The sequence below is a fragment of the Arthrobacter wenxiniae genome (genome assembly GCF_013376105.1).
GTDB classification, from domain to species: Bacteria; Actinomycetota; Actinomycetes; order Actinomycetales; family Micrococcaceae; genus Specibacter; species Specibacter wenxiniae.
This window is the reverse complement of sequence record NZ_JAAMFM010000012.1, coordinates 82929-106116: the sequence shown is the minus strand read 5'-3', so window position 1 is coordinate 106116 and position 23188 is coordinate 82929. Positions and strand designations below refer to the sequence as shown.

Annotated in this window: 22 protein-coding genes; 7 read left to right on the top strand and 15 right to left on the bottom strand. The window is 69.4% G+C overall.

Features of this window, described 5'->3' with window-relative positions; genetic code table 11:
- Positions 1–210: 210 nt before the first annotated feature.
- Positions 211–837, bottom strand: a complete 627-nt coding sequence (locus G6034_RS10090; protein WP_218063779.1) for an SRPBCC domain-containing protein — start codon at positions 835–837, stop codon at positions 211–213.
- A gap of 78 nt (positions 838–915) precedes the next feature.
- On the opposite strand from G6034_RS10090, the gene G6034_RS10085 reads away from it, so the two are divergent.
- A complete protein-coding gene (locus G6034_RS10085; protein ID WP_176634972.1) occupies positions 916–1812 on the top strand; it encodes a DNA-3-methyladenine glycosylase family protein in 897 nt (298 codons plus the stop codon).
- Between the two features lie 42 nt (positions 1813–1854).
- On the opposite strand, the gene G6034_RS10080 is transcribed toward G6034_RS10085, so the two are convergent.
- From G6034_RS10080 to argC, 9 genes are all read right to left on the bottom strand, one after another.
- Positions 1855–2586, bottom strand: a complete 732-nt coding sequence (locus G6034_RS10080; RefSeq protein WP_176634971.1) for a maleylpyruvate isomerase family mycothiol-dependent enzyme — start codon at positions 2584–2586, stop codon at positions 1855–1857.
- A gap of 223 nt (positions 2587–2809) precedes the next feature.
- Entirely contained in the window at positions 2810–4240 is a 1431-nt protein-coding gene (gene argH / locus G6034_RS10075) for an argininosuccinate lyase (RefSeq protein WP_176634970.1), read from the bottom strand.
- Between the two features lie 5 nt (positions 4241–4245).
- A complete protein-coding gene (locus G6034_RS10070; RefSeq protein ID WP_176634969.1) occupies positions 4246–5451 on the bottom strand; it encodes an argininosuccinate synthase in 1206 nt (401 codons plus the stop codon).
- Between the two features lie 102 nt (positions 5452–5553).
- A complete protein-coding gene (locus tag G6034_RS10065; protein ID WP_176634968.1) occupies positions 5554–6090 on the bottom strand; it encodes an arginine repressor in 537 nt (178 codons plus the stop codon).
- A gap of 2 nt (positions 6091–6092) precedes the next feature.
- A complete protein-coding gene (argF, locus tag G6034_RS10060) occupies positions 6093–7079 on the bottom strand; it encodes an ornithine carbamoyltransferase (RefSeq protein WP_176634967.1) in 987 nt (328 codons plus the stop codon).
- Positions 7076–8404 carry an acetylornithine transaminase gene (locus G6034_RS10055; RefSeq protein ID WP_176634966.1) on the bottom strand — a complete coding sequence of 443 codons (1329 nt, stop codon included), beginning with the start codon at positions 8402–8404 and terminating at the stop codon, positions 7076–7078. Before G6034_RS10055 ends, argF begins: the two co-directional genes overlap by 4 nt.
- The gene (gene argB / locus G6034_RS10050; protein WP_176634988.1) at positions 8401–9300 is read right to left on the bottom strand and encodes an acetylglutamate kinase; all 900 of its coding nucleotides are present in this window, start codon (positions 9298–9300) and stop codon (positions 8401–8403) included. The genes G6034_RS10055 and argB overlap by 4 nt, the downstream gene beginning before the upstream one ends.
- Before the next feature lie 123 nt (positions 9301–9423).
- Positions 9424–10593: a bifunctional glutamate N-acetyltransferase/amino-acid acetyltransferase ArgJ gene (gene argJ, locus G6034_RS10045; protein WP_176634965.1), complete on the bottom strand. Its 1170-nt coding sequence runs from the start codon at positions 10591–10593 to the stop codon at positions 9424–9426.
- Complete coding sequence (gene argC / locus G6034_RS10040) at positions 10590–11648, bottom strand: N-acetyl-gamma-glutamyl-phosphate reductase (protein ID WP_176634964.1); 1059 nt, start codon at positions 11646–11648, stop codon at positions 10590–10592. The genes argJ and argC overlap by 4 nt, the downstream gene beginning before the upstream one ends.
- Positions 11649–11815: 167 nt before the next feature.
- Here argC and G6034_RS10035 point away from each other — a divergent pair, with 167 nt between their 5' ends.
- Complete coding sequence (locus tag G6034_RS10035) at positions 11816–12790, top strand: quinone oxidoreductase family protein (RefSeq protein ID WP_176634963.1); 975 nt, start codon at positions 11816–11818, stop codon at positions 12788–12790.
- Positions 12791–12825: 35 nt separating this feature from the next.
- On the opposite strand, the gene pheT is transcribed toward G6034_RS10035, so the two are convergent.
- Positions 12826–15369, bottom strand: coding sequence for a phenylalanine--tRNA ligase subunit beta (gene pheT, locus G6034_RS10030; RefSeq protein WP_176634962.1), 2544 nt, complete (start codon positions 15367–15369; stop codon positions 12826–12828).
- A 3-nt stretch (positions 15370–15372) separates the two neighbouring features.
- The gene (pheS, locus tag G6034_RS10025; RefSeq protein WP_176634961.1) at positions 15373–16461 is read right to left on the bottom strand and encodes a phenylalanine--tRNA ligase subunit alpha; all 1089 of its coding nucleotides are present in this window, start codon (positions 16459–16461) and stop codon (positions 15373–15375) included.
- Between the two features lie 185 nt (positions 16462–16646).
- Between pheS and G6034_RS10020 the strand changes: the two genes are divergently transcribed.
- Genes G6034_RS10020 through G6034_RS10005 form a run of 4 tightly spaced genes read left to right on the top strand, consistent with a single transcriptional unit; the run spans position 16647 to position 19436 of the window.
- Positions 16647–17159 carry a hypothetical protein gene (locus G6034_RS10020; RefSeq protein WP_176634960.1) on the top strand — a complete coding sequence of 171 codons (513 nt, stop codon included), beginning with the start codon at positions 16647–16649 and terminating at the stop codon, positions 17157–17159.
- Positions 17156–18271: a hypothetical protein gene (locus tag G6034_RS10015; RefSeq protein ID WP_176634959.1), complete on the top strand. Its 1116-nt coding sequence runs from the start codon at positions 17156–17158 to the stop codon at positions 18269–18271. Before G6034_RS10020 ends, G6034_RS10015 begins: the two co-directional genes overlap by 4 nt.
- The gene (locus G6034_RS10010) at positions 18268–18717 is read left to right on the top strand and encodes a hypothetical protein (protein ID WP_176634958.1); all 450 of its coding nucleotides are present in this window, start codon (positions 18268–18270) and stop codon (positions 18715–18717) included. Before G6034_RS10015 ends, G6034_RS10010 begins: the two co-directional genes overlap by 4 nt.
- Before the next feature lie 59 nt (positions 18718–18776).
- Positions 18777–19436, top strand: coding sequence for an SIMPL domain-containing protein (locus tag G6034_RS10005; RefSeq protein ID WP_176634957.1), 660 nt, complete (start codon positions 18777–18779; stop codon positions 19434–19436).
- A 65-nt stretch (positions 19437–19501) separates the two neighbouring features.
- Here the strand turns inward: G6034_RS10005 and G6034_RS10000 are convergent, their stop codons facing one another.
- Entirely contained in the window at positions 19502–21007 is a 1506-nt protein-coding gene (locus G6034_RS10000) for a long-chain-fatty-acid--CoA ligase (RefSeq protein WP_176634956.1), read from the bottom strand.
- A 164-nt stretch (positions 21008–21171) separates the two neighbouring features.
- Here G6034_RS10000 and G6034_RS09995 point away from each other — a divergent pair, with 164 nt between their 5' ends.
- Positions 21172–22362 (top strand): Rv2578c family radical SAM protein, encoded by a 1191-nt coding sequence (locus tag G6034_RS09995; protein ID WP_176634955.1) that lies wholly within the window; start codon positions 21172–21174, stop codon positions 22360–22362.
- 48 nt (positions 22363–22410) lie between these two features.
- On the opposite strand, the gene G6034_RS09990 is transcribed toward G6034_RS09995, so the two are convergent.
- Together G6034_RS09990 and G6034_RS09985 are read right to left on the bottom strand one after the other, a co-directional pair.
- Positions 22411–22614: a DUF5302 domain-containing protein gene (locus tag G6034_RS09990; RefSeq protein WP_343038009.1), complete on the bottom strand. Its 204-nt coding sequence runs from the start codon at positions 22612–22614 to the stop codon at positions 22411–22413.
- A gap of 80 nt (positions 22615–22694) precedes the next feature.
- The gene (locus G6034_RS09985) at positions 22695–23126 is read right to left on the bottom strand and encodes an NUDIX domain-containing protein (protein ID WP_176634954.1); all 432 of its coding nucleotides are present in this window, start codon (positions 23124–23126) and stop codon (positions 22695–22697) included.
- Positions 23127–23188: the final 62 nt, after the last annotated feature.

The window sequence follows — 23188 nt, the reverse complement described above, 5'->3', positions numbered from 1 at the left end:
CCAAACCGGCGGACAACCCCAGACCCGGACAGCCCGGCCACCGTCCACGGTGTTTCGCAGGCGGCGAAGTCGCCCTTTGAAGGCAAAGTCAAGAGTGCCGTGAGACCGCCCGCGGCCGGCGGCGGGGAAGTCGCCGGAAAATGCCGGTCCACAGCCCCTGCCCATCCCCCGTGGGTCTCGGCAGTCTGGTCCACTGGGGCGAAAAAAGCGTCAGGAGGTGACGGCGTCGTCCGTGCCGGTGTAAAACGCCGTGGTGCGCCTGGCCGCCTCCCGTGCCGCGGCCGGGTCGGCGCCGTTGGCGATGGCGGCCTCCGCCCACGCCTCACTGCTGGCGGCCATGAACGGGTTCATGACCGCGGGCGGCAGTTGGTTGGCCGGGCCGGTGGGGATGCCGCGCAGATACTGGTAGATGCCCAGCAGGGCCGCGTCCCATCCCACCCCGACCGCGCCCGGACCGTAGGTGCCCATCATGTCCGGGTCCACCATGGCCGTATGGCGCAGCTCCACGAGTGAGTGGTCGGTGTTGGTGGGCGTTATGGTGAACTCAAGCTCGGAGTCAGGGCCGTGGCCCATCTGCCATGAAACGCGGAAGCTTCGCCCGGAATTGCACTCAAGGATTTCACCCGAGGCATTTCCTTCGAGCGCATAGCGGCCCCCGACGCTGAGGTCGCCGGTGATGGGCAGAAACCATTGCCGAATTCGTTCGGCCTCGGTGCACGCGGTCCACACGTCATGCGCCGGCGAGGATACTTCCTGCTGCAGCACCACCGAGGTGGCGTCCTGGTGGTTGAGTTGGGTTGTCTTGACGAGTCGGGTGATTCCAGTGAGCGTGTCCATGATGTCGACCATGCAGCCAGACTAGGCGAGGCCTGCTGCTGCGGCAACCGCACGGCGCGTCCGTGGCAGGATGTTTGCATGCGACACGCCGAGCCCTTCCTTCCTCCCTTTGAACCGGGGATCTTCGATTTTTTGGCTGCGCGCGCCGTGGCTGGCGTGGAGGAGGCAACGCCGCGGAGCTACGCCCGTACGCTGTCGCTGCCAGGCGGCCATGGGTGGTTTCGGCTGGTGCGGGAGCGCCGGAAGCTGCTCTTGGACTACAGCGTCGAAGACGCCGCCGACGCCCCCGTGCTGGCAGCCCGCGTCCGCCACCTTTTCGACCTGGACCACGACCCGGCGTCCGCCGACGCAGCCCTCGCCGCGGACCCACTGCTGGCCCGGCGTGTGGCGGCCCTGCCGGGGATCAGGCTGCCCGGCTGCGTGGATCCCCATGAAATCCTGATCCGCGCCATGATTGGCCAGCAAATCACCGTCGCGGCGGCCACCACGGCGCTCCGCCAGTTGATGGCAGTGGGCACTCCCACCCGACTCCCGCACGGCTCCATGACGCACCTCTTTCCCACCCCATCCCAAATCGCGGCGGACGGCCGCAGCATCCTGCGTGGACCGCAGCGGCGGATTGACAGCATCTTGGCGGTGGCGGGAATGCTGGGCGACGGGTCGCTGACGATCGGCGTGCAGGACACCCCCGAATCCCTGGCGGAGAAGCTGTTGCCGTTGCCGGGCATCGGGCCCTGGACCGTCGGCTATGTCTGCATGCGGGTGCTCGGCAGCAGCGACATCTTTCTTCCCACCGACTCGGCGGTCCGCAACGGCTACGGCCTGCTCCGGGGTGATTCGCTGGCTGCGGCGAGGGCCATCAAGGCCCCGGAGCTGGCCCGCATGGCCGAGCCCCTGCGGCCCTGGCGCTCCTACGCCACGCTGCACTTTTGGCGCGTCTCCGGGGAAAGGCCGTCCGGGGCGGCCCGGCGCTGAAGGCCCTTCGCCAGGACCCCGCATTGGGGGCCCGGAGCGGGGCTACTTCTTCATCGCCGAGGGCCAGGGCAGCAGCTCTGGCAGGTCCACCGAATCGGCGGCGGCTTCCGCGCGCAGGCTGTCCAGGGTGGGGGTGCGCCCGGCCAGCCACGCGGCGATGTCCGTCAGCATTCCCTGCACCGAGACGGTGTCGTCGCCGGTCCCCAACGTCATGGTCGGCAGTGCCAGGGGCAGCAGCACCAGGCGGATGTTCCCGGGCACCCGGGCTGCCAGGAACCCGACCAGGTATAGGCAGAATTCCTTGGACCAGGTTTCCGGTCCGCGGCCCACGTTGAGGTCCGCGAGGTGGATGACCAGCTCGCGCCACAGCGCCAGCGCGCCGTCGTACACGGTGCCGTCGCGGTAGCTGATGCCCAGCTTCCACTGATCCTCGTCCAACCCGGCCAGGGCGGAGAGCACGCGCTGGAGGGCGGTGTCCAAACGGGCCTGGTGCTCCGCGGCAGGGTGTCCTGCAGCCATTTCGATGGCCTGCGTGCGCCCGCCCATGCCGCCGTCGTAAAACTCGATGGTTTCCCCGCGCAGGGTGTACTCCACCTGGCGCGCCACGGCGTCGGCGACGTTGGCAACATGTGCCAGCACATGCCCGCGGGTCCACCCGGGAAGCTCCGTGGCGGCGCGGACGTCGTCATCGCTAAGTTTTGCCACCTTGCCGGCCAGCGCATCCGCCGTGGCACCCAGCCGGTCCATCAGCTGTGCAGTTGTGATCTCAGTCATTGCCCCAGCATAGCGGCCGAGGGGCCCACTGCGAGTTCGCGAGCAGAGGGAGGCCGCTATGCGATGGCGGCCGAGGGGCCCACTGCGAGTTCGCGAGCAGAGGGAGGCCGCTATGCGATGGCGGCCGAGTGGGAGGCGGCCGTGCGATACCCGGCCCCGGAACGAAGACTGCCCACATCCGGTGTTTGGGTGCGGGCAGTCTTCGTTCCGGGCACGACGCCGGTCAGGCCAGGAAGGCGCGCGCCTCTCCCAGCTGCCCCTCCAGGGCGGCGAGCTGCTGGAGCACCGCCGAGGGGGCCGTCCCGCCTTGGGCACTGCGGCTGTTCAGCGATCCTTCCGTGCTCAGCACCGAACGGACCTCAGGGGTGAGGTGGGCGGAGATGCCCGCGTATTCCTCATCCGTGAGGTCCCACAGTTCCACGCCGCGGGCCTCGGCCACCTTCACGGCGGCACCCGAAAGCTCGTGGGCGTCACGGAACGGCACGCCCTGGCGGACCAGCCATTCGGCGATGTCCGTGGCCAGGGCAAAGCCCTGCGGGGCCAGCGCCTCCATGCGGTCGGTGTTGAACACCAGGGTGGCGATCATGCCGGAAACGGCCGGCAGCAGCAGTTCCAGCGTGTCCGCCGCGTCGAAGACCGGCTCCTTGTCCTCCTGCAGGTCCCGGTTGTACGCCAGGGGCAGGCCCTTGAGCGTGGCCAGCAGGCCGGTGAGGTCGCCGATGAGGCGCCCCGCCTTGCCTCGGGCCAGCTCGGCCACATCCGGGTTCTTCTTTTGCGGCATGATGGACGATCCCGTGGAGTAGGAATCGTGCAGCGTGACGAAGGAAAACTCCTTGGTGGCCCACAGGATGACTTCCTCGGAAATGCGGGACAGGTCTACGCCGATCATGGCCGAAACCCAGGAGAACTCGGCAAAGACGTCGCGCGAGGCCGTTCCGTCAATGGAGTTCCACGCAGCCGAGTCGAAGCCCAGGTCCACCGCGACGGCGTTCGGGTCCAGGCCAAGCGAGGACCCCGCCAGGGCGCCGGACCCATAGGGTGAGACCGCCGCGCGCTTGTCCCAGTCCACCAGGCGCTGCACATCGCGCAGCAGGGCCCAGGCGTGTGCCAGCAGGTGGTGGCTGAGCAGCACCGGCTGGGCATGCTGCAGGTGCGTGCGTCCCGGCATGGCTACGCCGTGGTGGGCCTTGGCCTGCTCCACCAGCGCGTCAATCACTGACAAGACGCCAGCTGCCACAATGCGCGCGTGGTCCCGCAGGTACATGCGGCCCAGCGTGGCAATCTGGTCGTTGCGCGAGCGGCCTGCGCGGAGCTTTCCGCCCAGGGCGGTACCGGCGCGCTCTATCAAGCCGCGTTCCAGCGAGCCATGCACGTCCTCGTCGCTTTCCGACGGGCCGTAGGCGCCGGACTTTACGTCCGCCTCCAAGTCGGTGAGCGCCGCGAGCATGCCCGTCAGTTCGGCGGCATCGAGCAGTCCCGCCGAGTTCAGAACCCGGGCGTGGGCCTTGGACCCGGCGATGTCATACAGCGCCAGCCGCCAGTCGAAGTGGGTGGACTTGCTCAGTGCCGCCAGCGCGTCGGCAGGACCGCCCTGGAAGCGGCCGCCCCAGAGCGCACCTTCGTTGGTCGAGCCTGTCGAGGCCTTATCAACCACCGGAGCTACTTCCCTGCGGCGCGCTGGTCGCGGGTGGAGGCCACCTTGGAGGACATCCCCCACAGCTCGATGAAGCCGCGGGCCTGCGACTGGTCGAAGGTGTCGCCGGTGTCGTAGGTGGCCAGGTCGAAGTCGTACAGGGACGTGTCCGAGCGGCGGCCGTTCACGATGGCCGCACCGCCGTGCAGGGTCATGCGGATGTCGCCGGAGACGTACTGCTGGGTGTCCTCGATGAAGGCGTCCAGGGAGCGCTTGAGCGGGGAGAACCACTGGCCGTCGTAGACCAGCTCGGACCAGCGTTGGCCCACGGCAGCCTTGAAGCGTGCCTGCTCGCGCTCAATGGTGATGTCCTCGAGGTGCTTGTGCGCGGTGATCAGCGCCATGGCGCCGGGGGCTTCGTAGATTTCGCGGGACTTGATGCCCACCAGGCGGTCCTCGACGACGTCGATCCGGCCCACGCCCTGCGCGCCGGCGCGGCGGTTCAGTTCCTGGATGGCCTGCAGCGGGGATACCTTGTGGCCGTCGATCGCGACGGGGACGCCCTGGGCGAAGGTGATGATGACCTCATCCGGTGCCGGCGGGAATTCCGGGGTGGCCGTGTAGTCGTAGATGTCCTTGGTGGGGGCGTTCCAGATGTCCTCGAGGTAGCCCGTCTCGACGGCGCGGCCCCAGACGTTCTGGTCGATGGAGTATGGGTTCTTCTTGGTGGTCTCGATGGGCAGGCCCTTGGCCTCGGCGAAGGCAATCGCCTTGTCGCGGGTCAGCGCCAGGTCGCGGACCGGTGCGATGCACTTCAGGTCCGGGCCCAGGGTCTGGATGCCGACTTCGAAGCGGACCTGGTCGTTGCCCTTGCCGGTGCAGCCGTGGGCCACCGTGGTGGCGCCGAATTCGCGGGCTGCCTTGACCAGGTGCTTGACGATCACGGGGCGGGAAATCGCGGAGACCAGCGGGTAGTGGCCCTGGTAGAGGGCGTTGGCCTTCAGCGTGGGCATGGCGTAGTCGTTGGCGAACTCGTCGCGCGCGTCGGCCACGTAGGCTTCGACGGCTCCACAGGCCAGGGCGCGCTGGCGGATGTCCTCCAGGGACTCCCCGCCTTGTCCGACGTCGACGGCCACGGCGATGACTTCGGCTCCCGTGGCCTCGCCGATCCAGCCGATGGCAACAGAGGTGTCGAGGCCGCCTGAGTAGGCCAACACAATGCGTTCAGTCACGTTTTTTCTCCTTGTATGAATGAATTTGATCGATACCGTTCGGCCTGGCGGCTCCAACGGCGTGTGTTCTCGTGGTTCCAGATTAGGTGGTTTGCCGGGCCGTCACCCTGCGGCGCCGGATTCCGCCGCAAACTGCAGGAAACGTTCCGCCACCTCGGCCCCGCCCAGGGGGTCCCGGGTGATGATCATGACGGTGTCGTCGCCGGCGATGGTGCCCAGGATGCTCGGCATGACCGAGTGGTCGATGGCCAGGGCCAGGAAGTTCGCCGCCCCGGGCGGGGTGCGCAGCACCGCGATGTTGGCGGAGGCCTCGGCGGTGACGAGCAGTTCCCCGCACAGCCGGACCAGCCGGGTGTCCAGCAGTTCCTGGGACGACGGCGAATGGACCCCGCGTTCCCCTCCCTCCCGCGGCACGGCGTAAATCAGCCCGCCGTCCTTGCCACGCACCCGGTAGGCCCGCAGCTCCACGAGGTCGCGGGAGAGTGTCGCCTGCCCCACCACCAGGCCGTCGTCCGCCAGCAGGGTGGCCAATTCCGCCTGGGAGCGGACGGCCCGGCTGGTCAGCAGGGCCGTGACGCGGGCCTGGCGGGCGGTCTTGGTGGCGGGCATTGCTGCCCCGGGCGCGGGTGTCCTGGACATGGTCAGTCGCCGGTCGCCTCGGCGGCCGCCTGCGCCTCCAGCGCGTCCTCGGCGGCTGTCTGTTCCACGAGCCACACCATGAGCGCCTTCTGGGCATGCAGGCGGTTTTCCGCCTCGTCCCACACCACTGACTGGGGGCCGTCCATGACGGAGGCCGCGATCTCGTACCCGCGGTAGGCGGGGAGGCAGTGGAGGACAATCGCGCCGGCATCCGCCTTGGCGAGGGCGGCGTCGTCGAGCGCGTAGTCCTTGAACAGCTTCAGGCGGGCCTCCTTCTCCGCCTCCTGGCCCATGGACACCCACGTGTCGGTGACCAGGACGTCGGCGCCGAGCACCGCGGCCGCCGCATCGATTGTGACCAGCACGGAACCGCCGGTGAGCGCCGCCCGCTCCTCGGCCGCGGCAACCACGGAGGCGGCGGGCAGGTAGCCCTCGGGGCCCGTGACGCGCACGTGCATGCCGGCCGTGACGCCGGCCAGGAGGTAGGAGTTGGCCATGTTGTTGGCCGCGTCCCCCATGTACGTCATGGTGAGCCCGGCCAGCGTGCCCTTGTGCTCCTGGATGGTGAGCAGGTCCGCGAGCAGCTGGCACGGGTGGTAGTCGTCGGAGAGCGCGTTGATGACGGGCACCCTGGAATTGGCGGCCATCTCCTCCAGCCCGTCCTGCCCGTAGGTGCGCCACACGATGGCGGAAACCATGCGCTCGAGCACCTTCGCGGTGTCCGCCACGGACTCCTTGTGTCCGATCTGGGCCTCGCCGGGGTTGATGATCAGGGGCGTGCCGCCCAGCGCGGCCACGCCGGCGGCGAAGGAAACGCGGGTCCGGGTGGAGGTCTTGTCAAAGATCACGGCCACGGTCTGCGAGCCGGAACCGTCGCCGGCGAAGGTGCTCTTTGAATAGGGCGACTTCTTCAGCGCGGCGGCCAGGGCCAGAACTTCCGCCTGCTCTGAGGGGCTGAGGTCGGTGTCGACCAGGAAATGCCGGGTCATGAGGATGCTCCTTCGGTGGGCTGGGCCGCGACGGCCGTCTGGATGAGCCCTGGCAGCGCCGCGAGGAATGAGGCGGCTTGTTCGGCCGTCAGGTTCAGCGGCGGGGCCAGGCGGATGGTGCTCGGCCGCGGCGCGTTGACAATGAAGCCGGCGTCAAGGGCGGCCGCCACCACCCCGGCTGCCACGGGCCGCGCCAGGTCAAAGCCAATCAGCAGGCCGTGCGCGCGGACTGCGGTGACGGCGTCGATCGTGGCCAGGCCCTCCGCGAAAATCCGGCTGACGGCGCGCACATTGGCCAGGATGTCCTGGGCCTCGAGCACGTGGAGCGTGGCAAGGGCCGCTGCGGTGGCCACCGGGTTCCCGCCAAACGTGGTGCCATGCTGGCCGGCGGAAAGGAGCGACGACGGCCCCCTGCCAAACGTGATGAGGGCGCCAATCGGGAATCCCCCGCCCAGGCCCTTGGCGAGGGTCATGGCGTCCGGCTGGATGCCGGCGGCAATGCCGGCAAACCAGTCGCCGGTGCGGCCCACCCCTGTCTGCACCTCGTCGACAATGAGCAGTGCGCCAGCCTGCGTGGTCAGTTCGCGGGCGGCCACCAGGTACTCGGCGGACAGCGGGCGGACCCCTGCCTCGCCCTGCACGGGCTCGATCACCAGCGCGGCCACCGTGCCGTCCAACGCGTCCCGCAGCGCGTCGATGTCGTTGAAGGCGATGTGGCGCACGCCGCCGGGCATGGGTTCAAACGGTTCCCGGTAGGCCTGCTTGGCCGTCAGTGCCAGGGCTCCCATGGTGCGGCCGTGGAAGGCGCCCTCGAGGGCCAGGATGGTGCTGCGGGCACGGCCGTCGGGCGACGGGTTGGCCTTGCCGTGGGCGCGGGCCAGCTTGAAGGCGGCCTCGTTGGCCTCGGTGCCGGAGTTGGCGAAGAAGACCTTGGAGCCGGCCGGGGCGCCGCTGAGCTCCAGGAGCTTTTCGGCCAGGGCAATCTGCGTGGGGCTGGTGAAGAAGTTGGACACGTGGCCCAGGGTGGCCAGCTGGCTGGCGATGACGGAGGTGACAAAGGGGTGGGCGTGGCCCAGCGCGTTCACTGCGATGCCGCCAAGCAGGTCAAGGTACTCCTTGCCGTCAGCGTCCCACACGACGGCTCCGGCGCCGCGGACCAGGACCCGCTGCGGGCTGCCAAAGACGCCCATGAGCGAATTGCTGTAGCGGGCCAGCCACTGTTCGCTGGTCCCCGTCCCGGCCACCGCGGCGGCCGTCGCCTGGAGCTGCCCGGCGTCCTCGGGGCTGGATTCTTCGGGGCTGTTCCCCGCGGTTTCACTGCTCATGATGCGTCCTCATCGTCGGGAAAAATCTGGGTGCCGTTGCCGGCGGTGGTCATCAGTTCCAGCAGGACTGAGTGCGCGCTGCGCCCGTCGACGACGGCGGCACGCGCCACACCGCCGTCGACCGCGCTCAGGCAGGCGCCCATCTTGGGGATCATGCCCGACTCCAGCGACGGCAGCATGGCGCGCAGCTCGCCGGCGGCGAGGGAGGAGAGCAGTGACGACTTGTCCGGCCAGTGGGCATAGAGGCCTTCGACGTCGGTCAGGATGACCAGGCGCGAGGCCCCCAGCGCCACGGCCAGGGCCGCGGCGGCGGTGTCCGCGTTGACGTTCAGCACGGTGGAGGCGTCCCCGACCTCCGGGGCCACGGTGGAGATGACGGGGATGCGCCCGGCCTCCAGAAGGTCCAGGATGGCGCCGGGGTTCACTCCCACCACCTCGCCGACCAGGCCCAGGTCCACGGGCAGCCCGTCCACCACGGTGCCGGTGCGCTCCGCCTGCAGCAGGGCGCCGTCCTCGCCGGACAGGCCCACCGCGTACGCGCCGTGCGAGTTGATCAGTCCCACCAGCTCGCGGCCCACCTGACCCGTCAGCACCATCCGGACCACGTCCATGGCTTCCGGCGTGGTGACGCGCAGCCCGCCCTTGAACTCGCTCTTGATGTCCAGGCGCTTGAGCATGGAGTTGATCTGCGGGCCGCCGCCGTGCACCACCACCGGCTTGATGCCCACGTGGTGCATGAACACGATGTCCTCGGCAAACGCGCGCCGGAGGTCGTCGTTGATCATGGCGTTGCCGCCGTACTTCACCACCACCACCGTGCCGGCAAATTGCTGGATCCACGGCAGCGCCTCAATCAGTGACGCTGCCTTGTCCTGCGCGGTCTCCACCGAAGTCATCATGTTTTCCTCACTAGTGCAAATACGTTCGTGGTGTCGCCGCCCGGCTGCGTTTCCTGCTGTAACGCGTTAACGGCACTCGCGGCCGCTGGTCTCGACAGGCTCGACCACCGGGACACCGGCTTACGAGGAGTAGGCGCTGTTTTCTTCGACGTATGCCTGGGTCAGGTCGTTGGTCCAGATGGTTGCGGAGGCGTCGCCGGTGCGGAGGTCGATCTCGACAGTGACTTCCCGCCCGGAAAGGTCCACGAGGTCGCGGGAGTCGCCGATCCCGCCCTTGCGGCAGATCTGGACCCCGTTGATGCTGACATTGACCTCGTTGGGGTCGAAAACGGCGTCGGTGGTGCCGACGGCGGAGAGGACCCGGCCCCAGTTGGGGTCGTTGCCGAAGATGGCGCACTTGAACAGGTTGGAGCGGGCCACGGCCCGGGAGACGATCTCGGCATCCCGTTCGCTGTCGGCATTGACGGTGGTGATGGCGATGTCGTGGTTGGCGCCTTCGGCGTCGGCAATCAGGGCCCGGGCCAGGGTGGCGCAGACTTCGGTGAGGCCCGCGGTGAATTCGTCCATGTCGGGGATCGCGGTGGAGGCGCCGGAGGCCAGGAGCAGCACGGTGTCGTTGGTGGACATGCACCCGTCGGAGTCGGCCCGGTTGAAGGTGGGGCGGACGGCGTCGCGCAGGGCGGCATCCAGGCCCTCGGCCTCCACCTCGGCGTCGGTGGTGATGACCACCAGCATGGTGGCCAGGCCGGGGGCCAGCATCCCGGCGCCCTTGGCCATGCCGCCGATGGAATAGCTGTTGCCGTTGGCATCCGGGGCCGACGTCCACGCTGCTTCCTTGGCGACGGTGTCGGTGGTCATGATCGCCGCCGCCGCGGCAGCCCCGCCGTCGGACGCCAGGGCGGCGGCGGCGGCCTCCACGCCCGGCAGGATCTTGTCCATGGGCAGCTGCTCGCCGATGAGCCCGGTGGAGCAGACGGCCACGTCCGTGGCGGAAATGCCCAGCACGTCGGCCACCTTTTCAGCCGTCGTGTGGGTGTTTTGGAAGCCTTCGGGGCCGGTGCAGGCGTTGGCCCCGCCGGAATTAAGCACGACGGCGTCGACCCGGCCGTCGCTGAGCACCTGGCGCGACCAGTGGACGGGCGCGGCTGCAACGCGGTTGGAGGTGAAGACGGCGGCGGCGCTGCGCTGCGGGCCGTCGTTGACCACCAGGGCGAGGTCTGGCTTGCCGGAGGCCTTCAGGCCGGCTGTGGTGCCGGCGGCCCGGAAGCCCTGTGCAGTTGTCACGCTCATGGTGCTACTCCTTGGAAGGAAAGGCCCGACGTTTCGGCCAGGCCGAGGGCAATGTTCATTGACTGTACGGCCCCGCCGGCCGTCCCCTTGGTGAGGTTGTCGATGGCGCAGCAGGCCACCACGCGGTTGACATTGGGGTCGTAGGCGATCTGCAGGGCGGCGTAGTTGGAGGCCTGCACCGACTTGGTGGACGGCCACCGGCCCTCGGGGAGGACCTTGATGAAGGGCTCGTCAGCGTAGCTGTCCACCCAGATCCGGCGCAGGGCCGCGGCGAGGTCCTGCCCGCCGCCGAATTGGGCTGCGAAGCCGGGCGCCACCTTGGCCGTGGCCGTGGTGAGGATGCCGCGGCTCATGGGCGCCAGCGTCGGGGTGAAGGACACTTTCACATCCAGGCCGGACGCTTCGGAGAGGCCCTGCTGGATTTCCGGCGTGTGCCGGTGGCCGCCGCCCACGCCATAGGGGCTCATGGAGCCCATGACTTCGGAACCGATCAGGTTGATCTTGGCTGCCTTGCCTGCCCCGGAGGTCCCGGACGCCGCGACGATGACGACGTCGTCGGGAAGCAGTGCGCCGGCACTGAAGCCTGGCAGCAGTGCCAGCAGGGAACTGGTGGGGTAGCAGCCGGGGACGGCGATCCGCTTGGCGCCCTGCAGCCTGGCGCGGGCGCCGGGAAGCTCGGGCAGGCCGTAGGGCCAGGTGCCGGCGTGCGGGGAGCCGTAAAATTTCTCCCACTCCGCCGCATCCTGCAGGCGGTGGTCCGCGCCGGCGTCGATCACCAGCGTGTCGGCAGGAAGCTGGGCGGCGACGGCGGCGGACTTGCCGTGCGGCAGGGCCAGGAAGACGACGTCGTGCCCGGCCAGGTTTTCCACGGTGGTCTCGACCAGGACGCGGTCCGCCAGCGAGTGCAGGTGGGGCTGCAGCTCGCCCAGGCGGGTGCCTGCGTTGCTGTGCGCGGTGATGGCTCCGATGGTCACGTCCGGGTGGCTGGCCAGGAGGCGCAGCACCTCTCCCCCGGCGTACCCGCTGGCCCCTGAAACGGCTGCTGAAATCCTCATGAAACGACTATACAGCAGGATTATTCATTGTTACCGATATTTATCCATCAAGTTCCGGCGCGGTCCGTTTTTTCGCACCTATGATGTAAGCAGGCTTGCGACGTTCCAGGGCGCCCGGCCCACTGCAATCGAAGACCCCAGGAATCTGTACAGAAGTGGAGAACACCATGACCTCGCAAAGCCGCGCCATTGTTGCCAACGCCCCCGGCGGCCCCGAGGTCCTGGCGGTCAGGGACGTGCCGGTCCCGGAGGCGGGGCCGGGCGAACTGCTGGTCCGCGTGGCCGCGATCGGCGTGAACTTCATTGAGACCTACCAGCGCGACGGCACCTACAACGTCCCCTTCCCGTTCACCCCGGGCGCCGAGGCCGCCGGCACCGTCGCGGCCGTCGGTCCCGGCGTGGAGGAATTTTCCGTGGGCGACCACGTAGCCACCGCCGAAGGGCGGGGGTGCTACGCGGAATACGCCATTTTCCCGGCCGAGAAGGCGCTGCCCGTCCCCTCCTCCCTGCCGTTGGACATTGCCGCGGCGCTGCCCCTGCAGGGCATGACGGCCCACTACCTGATGAACTCCACCTACCATGTGGAGCCGGGCCAGACCGTGCTGCTGCACGCCGGCGCCGGCGGCGTGGGGCTGCTGTTGACCCAGATGCTCAAGGAGCGCGAGGCACGGGTCATCACCACGGTTTCCACGGATGAAAAGGAGGAGCTCTCCCGCGTCGCGGGGGCCGACGACGTCCTGCGCTACGACGGCTTTGCCGAGGCGGTGCGCGAGCTCACCGACGGCGACGGCGTGGACGTGGTGTACGACGGCGTGGGGAAGGACACCTTCGAAGGTTCCCTCGCGTCGTTGCGCATCCGGGGCACCCTGGTGCTCTTTGGCGGCGCGTCCGGCCAGGTGCCTCCGTTTGACCTGCAGCGACTCAACGCGGCCGGTTCCCTGTTTGTCACCCGCCCCACCCTGGGGCACTACCTGCGCAACCCGCAGGAGCGCCGCTGGCGTTCGGCCGATGTTTTCAACGCGGCGGCCGCCGGCAAGCTGACCGCCCGCATCGGCGCCCGCTTCCCGCTGGCCGAGGCCGGGGCCGCCCATGCGGCGCTGCAGTCCCGCCAGACCACCGGGAAGGTCATCCTGGTCCCGTAGGCCCGCGCCGGCAGGACCGGCCGCGCGCGGCCCGGTTACCGCTGCGTGGCGCCGAACCGTTCGCCGGCCAGTTCGACGGCGGCCGCGCGGGCCGCCGACGCCTCGTCGGCCGTCAGGGTGCGGTCCGCGGCGCGGAAGCGCAGCCCGAAGGCCAGCGACTTGCTGCCGGCCGGAATGCCCTTGCCCGCGTATTCGTCGAACAGCGCCACGTCCTCGAGCAGTTCGCCGGCGCCTTCACGCAGGGACTCCAGCACAGCCGCGGCCGGAACCTCCGCCGGGACCACCAGGGCAACGTCCTGGGTTGCGACGGGGAAGGTCGAGATCGGCTTGGCCACGATGACGTCCGCGGCGGCGTCAAACACCATGCTGGCGTTGAGTTCCATGGCCACGGTGCGGGCCGGCAGGTGCTGCTCGGCCAGCAGCCTGGGGTGCAGCTCGCCGGCATGGCCCACCACCTCGCCGGAGCGCAGCTTCAGCACGGCGGCCCGGCCGGGGTGGAAGGCCTGGTGCGAGCCTTGCTCCACCACGAGGTCGACGCCGGTCACGTCCGCCACGAGGCGGGCGGCGTCGATGGCGTCGGCCCAGTCCCAGGGACGCGGCGTGTGGCCCGGTGCGGCCGGGGTGTCCCTGCCCGTGAACAGCGCGCCGATGGTGAGCGGCTGGTAGGGGATGCCGTCGTACAGGGCGTCAAGGACGTCGTCGGACGGCCTGGCGCCCAGCGGCGGGATGGACGCCGTGCCCAAGGTGCCGGAGGGCAGGAAGACCAGCCCCGACTCGAACAGCGCCAGGTCGTGGAAGCCGCGGGAGTGGTTGCGCCTGGCGGTCTCCATGAGGCCCGGCAGCAGCGAGGTGCGCAGGTAGCCGTGTTCCTCGCTCAGCGGGTTGGCCAGCTTCACCGCGGCCCGGGGGGCGCCGGCTTCGGCCACGCCAAAGGTGTCGTTGGCGGCCTTGGACACGAACGGGTAGGCGAGGATCTCGGTCAGGCCGGAATCCGCCAGGGCCTGGACGGCGCGGCGGCGCTGCTGCTGGGTGCGCGAGTAGCCGCGGCCGGGCGGGGCAACGGGCAGGGTGGCCGGGATGGCGTCGTAGCCCACCAGGCGGGCCACCTCCTCGGTGAGGTCCTCGGGGGTGGCCAGGTCCGGGCGCCAGCTAGGGGCCGTGACGGACCAGCCGCCGTCGGCCGGTTCAACCACGGCGCCCAGGTCCTCCAGGGACCCGACAATCTGTCCGGTCGTGAAGTCGATGCCGATGCGGGCCGAGGCGAAGCCTGCGGGCAGGAACACCGTGACAGGCCCGGGCTCGGTGCCCACGTCGGTGACGGTCGTGTCCTCGGTGCCGCCGGCCAGCTCCACGAGCAGGTCCACGGCGCGCTGGGCGGCCTCGTCGGCCACCTCCCAGTCCACGCCGCGCTCAAAGCGCTTGGAGGCCTCGGAGGGCAGCTTGTGGCGGCGGCGCGAGCGGGCGATCGAGACTTCCTCGAAGTGCGCGGCCTCAACCAGCACGCTGGTGGTCGCGGACGTGACCTCGGTGGAGGCACCGCCCATGACGCCGGCGACGCCGATGGCGCCCGAGTCGTCGGTGATCAGCAGGTCCTCGAGGTCCAGCTTGCGGACCTTGCCATCCAGCGTCCGGAGGGTTTCCCCGGCGGCCGCGCGGCGCACCACAATGTCGCCGGAAAGCTTGCCCGCGTCGTAGAAGTGCAGCGGTTGTCCGAGCTCCAGCATCACGTAGTTGGAGATGTCCACCGGCAGTGAGATGGAGCGAATCCCGGCCAGGCGCAGCCGGGCGGACATCCACGTCGGAGTTGGCGCAGCCGCGTTAATTCCGCGCACCGTGCGGGCCACGAAGCGGTCGCAGCCGGGCTTGCCGTAGATCGGCGCCTGATCCTCGAGGCGGACGGGATGACCCGGACCCGTCGCGGCGGTGACAGCAACCAGCGCGGCCGGGTCGGTGAACGGGGTGCCGGTGGCGTGGGCGTACTCGCGGGCGGCGCCGCGGATGCTGAACACGTAGCCGCGGTCCGGCGTGACGTTGATCTCGGCGGCCTCGTCGCGCAGCCCCAGGAGCTCCAGCGCATCGGCACCCAGGTCCGGGTCCAGGCCCAGCGTGGAAAGCACCAGGATGCCGTCGTGGTCCTCGCCGATGCCCAGCTCGCGGACCGAGGCGATCATGCCGGCCGACACGTGGCCGTAAGTCGTGCGGGGCGAGATGCGGAAGTCGCCGGGCAGCACCGCGCCGGGCAGCGTGACCACCACCTTGTCCCCCACCTCGAAGTTGTGGGCGCCGCAGACAATCCCCTGCACGCCGGAGGGGTCGATCCCGTCGCCTGCCAGGTCCTGCGCAGCGCCTTCCGGAACCACGCGGACGGTGCACCAGTTGATGGTCTTGCCATTGGTCTGCGGCTCCGGCACCTTGGAGAGCACCTGGCCCACCACGATGGGCCCGCTGATCGAGTCCAGCGGACGGTGGACGGCTTCCTCCTCAAAGCCGACCTTGACCAGCTCGGTCATAACGTCTTCGGCGGTTGCTCCCGCCGGCACCTGCGCATACTCGCGCAGCCAAGTCAGTGGAATACGCACCGCTTAGATCTCCATCCCAAAGTGTTCGCTGAATCGTATGTCGCCCTCAATCATGTCGTGCATGTCGGAGACCTCGTTGCGGAACATCAGGGTCCGCTCAATCCCCATGCCGAAGGCGAATCCTGAATATTCGTCCGGATCGATGCCGGCGGCCCGGAGCACGTTCGGGTTGACCATGCCGCAGCCGCCCCACTCGATCCAGCGAGGGCCGCCCTTGGCTCCAGGGTGCCAGATGTCCAGCTCGGCTGAGGGCTCGGTGAACGGGAAGAAGTTGGGGCGCAGGCGGATGCTGGCGCCATCTCCGAACATCTGCCGGGCAAAGTGCTCGAGCGTGCCGCGCAGGTCCGCCATGGAGAGCTTCTTGTCGATGGCCAGGCCCTCGAACTGGTGGAACACCGGCGTGTGCGTGGCGTCGAGCTCGTCGGTGCGGAACACCTTGCCCGGGCACAACACGTACACGGGCAGCTCGCGCTCCAGCAGCGAACGGACCTGCACCGGGGACGTGTGGGTGCGCAGCAGCAGGTGGGCCTCGGGCGGCTCGACGAAGAAGGTGTCCTGCATTTCTCGGGCCGGATGGTCCGGCTTGAAGTTCAGGGCGTCAAAGTTGAACCACTCCGACTCCAGTTCCGGGCCTTCGGCAATTTCCCAGCCCATGCCCACGAAGATGTCGCACACGCGGTCCTGCAGGGTGGACAGGGGGTGGCGGGCGCCGGCGCGGCGGCGGCGCGGGGCGGCCGTGACGTCCACGGTTTCCTCGACCAGGATGCGGGCGGCGTCCTCGGCCTCGAGCACCCCGGAACGGGCTGCGAGCGCCTTGGCAACGCGTCCGCGCGAGGCCCCGAGCAGCTTGCCGGCCGCGGCCTTGAACTCCTTGGACAGCCCGCCGATCTCCCGGTTGGCCAGGCTCAGCGGCGACTTCTCGCCGGTGTGCGCCAGGCGGGCGGCCTTGAGCTCGTCCAGGGAGGCGGCGGCGGCAATGGCGGCGAGCGCCTGCTCCACAGCGGCGCCAACGGCCGCCTCATCGAGCGGGTCCGGGGCGGCGGGGTTTGAGGAGTGCGGCGCGGCGGCCGTCTTCTGGGGCGTGTCAGACATCTACAGTTCTTACCTAAGCTCGTGTGCGAGTAAGCGGCGGCATTGCTCGGGCCGCCGTTCTTAGTCTAGAGGACGGCCTTCGCGGTATTTGAATTGCCCCCGGGACCTCTCCGCTGCCCAAACGGTACCGACTCTTTACCCGTTTGCCATCCCCTTCCCGCGCACCCGTTGTTACGCTTGCGGGCATGGGCTCCCATGTACCCCTCCCGCCAAGGCGTACGACGCCGGCCGCCCGGCGTGTGCTGCCGGCCTGCCTTGCGCTGGGCCTGGGTGCGGGGGGCCTGGGTGCGGGGGGCCTGGCGCGGTGCAGCCTCCTGGGATCCGTCCCCGCAGGCTTCACGCCCGTCGATGTGGTGCTGTGCCAGCCGCAGCCCGGCCCAACGTCCATCCCAACGTCCAGCCCAACGTCCAGCCACGCCGTCAATCCGGATGCGGACATCCGGGAGGTGCACCCGGGCGGTGGCCACGCCGCTTTGGTGGCGGCATTGTCCGAACCGGACGACAGGCGGAAAGGCGTGTCGTGCACCTCGGAACGGGTGGGCATTCCCGGGCTGAGGCTCATGGGCTCATCAGGCAAGGCAATGCATGTCATGCGGCCGCCGGACGTGTGCAGCGGCCCCAACCCCGCCACAGCGAAGGCGCCGGCCGCGCTGAAGATCGCCTCCTCGACGCAGCTGGAAATACCGGTGGCCCCATGATTGGGGCAGCTCCGGCGGCCGGCAGGCTCCGCCCGGCCCTGGCAGCCATCACTGCGACCCTTATGGCCGTCCTGGTCCTGTGCCTGGGCGGGTGCACGGCCATCACCGGCCGCGTCACGCACTACACGCCCTCCCCAGCGGCCCCGCAGGGCAGGGCGGACTGCCTGGCCACGTCGTATTGGAACGAACCTCTCATGACCGCGCCGCCTGGCGTGGCGGCCACGATGGGCAGCGTGCCGCAGGGCTTCGTGCCGGTGGACGTCGTTGAGTGCTCGCCGGGACAACGCATCTTCCGGCAAGCCAGTACGGAGCCGGCCTGGGCCTCCATTTTGGAACAACACCTCTCCGGGGACTACGGACCCCTCCTTGCCGCCCTGGCGGAACAAAGCGAGCGGCAGGATGGCGGCGCCTGCGTCGCCATGGCCGAGACAATCCCGGACCTGTGGCTGGTGGATGCCACGGGCAAGGCGGTGCACATCGAGTGGCCGCACGACGCCTGCGGTTTCACCAAGCCCGGGGTCCGGCAGGCCCTGGCGGCCCTGACGGTGACATCCTCGAAGTCCATCGACGTCAGGCCGTCCGACGCCGTCGAGCCGGTCACGCCGCCGCCCGCGCGCATCCTGGCCGGCGCCGACTGCATGACCACGGCCCATTGGTATGAAGGCAACGGCCTGGCCGACCCTTCCGCCAAGGACATGGGCGGCATTCCGGAGGGCTTTGTGCCTGTCTCGGCGGTGGAGTGCACCGCCTTCGGCAGCAACGTCACCGACGCCCGGGGCACCTGGCGGACCATCACCCAAAAGCGCCTCACCGGGGACCTGACACCCCTGGTCAAGGCTTTCCGGGGACCCAGCTACAAGGCGGTGGGCAAGCTGGTGTGCGAGGCAAGCCTGGAGATCATTCCGGACGTCTGGCTCGTGGACGCCGCGGGCAGGGCCATCCACGTGCAGTGGCCGCTGACGGCGTGCCGGAAGTCCCAACCGGGAACCAAGGAGTTGCTGGCGCGGCTGCACGTTACGGAGACAACAGTCTTGAAGGCCGTGCTGCAGCCGGCCCCGCAGCCCAAGACCCTTCCCCCGGCCACGCCAACGTCCACGACAGCTGAGCGGTGAGGACGGCCCTGCGGGTCCGGCAGGTGGCCAATGCCCTGAACCTGTCCACGGCCGCCGGCCTGCTGCTGGCGGCCGGGAGCCGGACGCCCGTGGAACGCGGCCCGGACGGCCTGCTGCTGGGCACCGGCTACCGCCCGCCCCTGCCGCTGGCCGGCGCCTTCACCGTGGGGAACGTGATCTTTTACCGCGCGGACCGGGCATTCATCGACTCGCGCCCGGAGCTGCTGGGGCATGAAGCCGGCCATGCCACGCAGTACGCCTGGTGCCTGGGGCTGCCGTTCCTGCCGCTTTATGCAGCCTGTGCGGCCTATTCCTGGTGGCACACCGGGGATCCGGGCAGCCGGAACTTCTTCGAACGCAACGCGGGGCTGGCCGCCGGGGGCTACCGGGAACTGCCCACCATCGTCCGGCGGCCCGCCTTGCGCAACCTCACGCACCGGACGTAGCTTGGCAACAACGGCAGGCGGGGCGGCCGCCGTCGACCATCACCGCGGAGGGCAGCCACATGAATGAAACCACCAGCGCCGCAGGCCATGCCAACACCATCACCGTCACCGGGCGTGGTGCCGTCAACGCCGAGCCCGACTGCTTCCACATCCACATCGGCATCGAAGCCCGGCGCAACAACGTCAAGGAAGCCTACGCCGCGGCGGCCGGCGCCGTCACCGCGGTCCAACAGCGCCTGGCCGGACTGTCCGTGGCCCGTGATGCGGTGGGCACCGAGGCACTGAACGTCCACGCCGATACTCAATGGCAGGAGGGCAGGGTCAGCGTCGTCACCGGCTACGTTGTCACCACCAGCCTTAACGTCGTCCTCCGCTACGACGACGCCGCGGCGGACGTCATCGCCGCCGTGGTCGACGCCGGCGGCGACGCCGTGCGGCTCGACGGCCTGTCCCCGGCGGTCTCCGACCCTTCCGCAGCCCAGGATGCTGCGCGGGCTGTGGCCTGGGCCGACGCCCGGCGCGCGGCCGAGCTCTACGCCGGGATGGCAGGGCGCAGCCTGGGCGCCCCCACGGCCATCACGGAGATGCAGGACCGGGGCATGATGATCCCCATGGCCCGGGCCGCATCCCGGTTCGACAGCACGTCCGTTGCCCTGCCGGTGGAAGCGGGCCAAAGCAGCATCACGGCCACCGTCGAAGTCACCTGGCAGCTGCTGTAGGGACCACCCGCGCACCGGCGGCCGGACACCACAGGTACCCGGCCGCCGCCGGACGCCCGCGGTGATCAGGCCTCCGGGATGGTGATCTCGCGCTTGAGGATTTTTCCCGTGGGCCCCTTGGGCAGGGTGTCCATGATGATCACCCGGCGCGGGAACTTGTAGGCGGCCACCCGGTCCTTGACGAAGTCCCTGATGTTGGCGGCGAGCGCCTCGGGATCGTCGGCGCCGTCGGCCCCGGCCTTGAGCGCAACCGCGGCGTAGACCTCCTCGCCGTGGACGTCGTCGGGGCGGCCGACGACGGCGGCTTCCGCCACCGCCGGGTGCTCATACAGGACCTCCTCGACTTCCCGCGGGTAGACGTTGTAGCCGCCGCGCAGGATCATGTCCTTCTTGCGGTCCACAATGAAGAAGACGCCGTCCCCGTCCCGGCGGCCCAGGTCCCCCGTGCGGAACCAGCCGTCGGGAATGGCCGCCGCCGTGGCCTCCGGATTGTTCCAGTACCCCTTCATCACATAGGGCCCCGCGACGGCGATCTCCCCCACCGCGCCGGGTTCGACGTCGTTCCCCGCGTCATCGACCACCCGCAGTTGGGCGCCGGTCACGGCTGTGCCGACGGAGCCCGGCTTGCGGATGCCGTCCATCTGGTTGAAGGTGACCACCGGGGATGTCTCGGAGAGTCCGTAGCCTTCGAGCATGGTGGCGCCAAACGTGCTTTCAAACTCGTGCAGGATCTCCAGCGGCAGGGGCGAGCCGCCCGACGCGGCCAGGCGCAGGCTGGAGAGGTCGTACTTCTCGCGCCCGGGCGTGCGCAGGAGCGCAATGTACATGGTGGGGACGCCCTCGAAGATGGTGACCTTGTCCCGCTGGATGATGTCCAGGGCCTTGACGGGGTCGAACTTGGGCAGGATGGTCACGGTGGCTCCTGCCAGCACGGCGGAGTTCAGGGCGCAGGTCTGGCCAAAGATGTGGAAGAAGGGAAGCCCGCCAAAGATCACGTCCCCGTCGCGGCTGCTGAAGAGGCTGACGGAGACTTCCGCGTTGCTGCGCAGGTTTTCATGCGTCAGCTCGGCCCCCTTGGGCTTGCCCGTGGTCCCCGAGGTGTACAGGATGACGGCGGTGTCCCCCTTCTCCGCCGCGGCCACCTCGGTGAGGGGCTCAAGCGGGGCCAGCAGGGCCATGAAGTTCGCATCGATGGGAATGACGGCGGTTCCCGTTTCCTCGGCCGCCGGCGCCACCTCGCCCATGACGCCCTCCCAGGCGAAGGCCAAGACGGCGCCGGAGTCCTTGAGGTGGTAAGCCACCTCGCGGGCCTTCAGCAGCGGGTTCAGGGGCACCACGATGGCCCCGTACCGCAGGATCCCGTAGTAGATGGGCGGCATCTGGGGGAGGTTGGGCGAAATCAACGCCACCCGGTCACCCGGCGCCACGCCGCGTTCGGCCAGCAGGGCGGCGACCTTCGCGCTGAGGACCTCCAGCGCACCGAAGGAGATTTCAATGGCGTCCATCTTGATGGCGGTGCCTGCCGGGTTTCTTTGCGCGGACATGCCCACGATCGTGGCCAGGTTGGTCATGACGGCTCCTTGAACGGAAAGGGAGGCCTCGGTGCCTCGTGCTCACAGCCTAGCCCTCCGCGGTGTGATCCGCGCCATACGGATACCCGTCGGTAACACGGCCCACTGGGCAGGCGTGGCGTGGGCCATTGACGCATTATAGAAAGTATGTTCGAATGAATTGCATGAGGTGGAACGCGCAGCAACTCAACGGGCAGCCCGGCCAGGCCCTGTTCCCCGCTCCGGACGCTGCCGACTCCGGAAGTGGCGCCGGCGCCGCCCTGCCCCTGCTCCCCCTGGCCGGCCTGGTCAAGAGCGTGCGGACTCCGGAGTTCGCCGGCATCACCTTCCACGAGGTGCTTGCCAAGAGCGCGCTGAACAGGGTGCCGGCCACGTCGTCCATGCCCTTTGAGTGGACCGTCAACCCCTACCGTGGATGCTCCCACGCGTGCGTTTACTGCTTTGCCCGCAAGTCCCACACGTATCTGGACCTTGACGCGGGGGTGGACTTTGATTCGCAGGTGGTGGTCAAGGTCAATGTGGCCGAGGTGCTGCGCAGGGAACTGAACAAGCCGTCGTGGCAGCACCCGCACGTGGCGCTCGGCACCAACACCGACCCCTACCAGCGTGCCGAGGGCCGCTACGGGCTCATGCCGGGCATCATCACGGCACTGGCCGAATCCGGCACGCCGTTTTCCATCCTGACCAAGGGGACGCTCCTCGCGCGGGACATCCCGCTGCTGCGGGAAGCCGCCCGTGACGTCAGCGTGGGCATGGGCATCTCGCTGGCCCTCCTTGACGAAAAGCTCGCTGATGCCGTCGAGCCCGGCACGCCGTCACCAAAGGCCCGGCTGGCGCTGATCGGCAAGCTGCGCGACGCCGGGCTGCCGTGCGGGGTCATGTCGATGCCCATCCTGCCGTGGCTGACGGACTCCGAGGAATCCCTTGACGCCTTGTTTGCCGCCCTGGCCAGCGCCGGAGCCACCGGCGTCAGCGCCGGCGCGCTGTACCTTCGCCCCGGTACCCGGGAATGGTTCATGCAATGGCTGGCACGCGAGCATCCCGCCCTGGTGGGCCGCTACCAGCGGCTCTACGGCCAGGGCGCCTATGCGCCCAAGGATTACCGGCAGTGGCTGGCGGCCCGCGTCAACGCTGCCAAGCGGCGCCACGGCTTTGCCGGCCAGGCCGGCTTCATCCATGACCCCCGCCAGGAAGAGGCACGCTACCCCGCCGGGAGCCTGCCCGACGCCGGGACCGGCCACCGGACGCCGGGCGCCGCGGGCCCGGCCGGGACGGGAGGGCCCGGGGCGCGGCAAAGGGCAGGGGCCGCCATGCGTGCCCCTGCCCTCGCCGAGCTTGCGCCAACACTGTTCTAGGCCGGCATTCCAGGCCCGTGTTCGCGGCGCCGGCTTTTCCCGCTGCGGCTATCCGCTCTTGCGGCGAAATTCCCGCTTGTGCTGCGCGGCCCCGTGCTGGGCGTTGATCTTGGCGCCGTTCGCGGCCTCCACGCTCCCGTGGTGCTGGTTCTTCTTGTTCTCCAGGGCCTGGCGAAACTTTTCCTTCATTTCTTCGCTGGCCCTGCCGGCCTCGGCCGGGGCTGATTCGTTGTGGTTCTCGGACGATGTCACTGCACAACCTCCTTGCGCTTTTTGGCTAGCCCCCAGTCTGGCACAGGGGGTGGGATATTCAACACCTCAACCAGGCGTGTTCAGCTCGCAGGCATGTTCAGCTCCAGCAGGGCCTGCACAATGGGCAGGTCCGCGGGAATCCAGGCCAGCCCCAGCGCCTCCCCGCCGTCCAGGGCCACCCAGCGCAGCTCGTCGTGGTCCTCCAGTGGTTCCGGCGAACCGTCCGTCACCTGCGCCAGCCATACGCGCATCGCCGCGGTGGAGGCGAGGGGCCAGCCCTCCGGCGTCGGACCGTCAAGTTCGGCTCCGAGGCGGACCGTGACGCCAAGCTCCTCGGCGAGTTCGCGGTGCAGCGCCTCCTCGGCGCCTTCCCCGGGCTCAACCTTGCCACCGGGGAATTCCCACAGTCCGGCGAACTCCGGCGGTGCGGTGCGCCGGGCAGCCAGCAGGCGCGTGGGCCGGGCAAGGGAATCGACAAGGGCTCCGCCCACAATTTGTTTCGATGAGGTCACCCGGACAGCATAGCCACAACTAGACTGGATGCGGACAGCGCCGTCTGGTCCATTCACCGTTG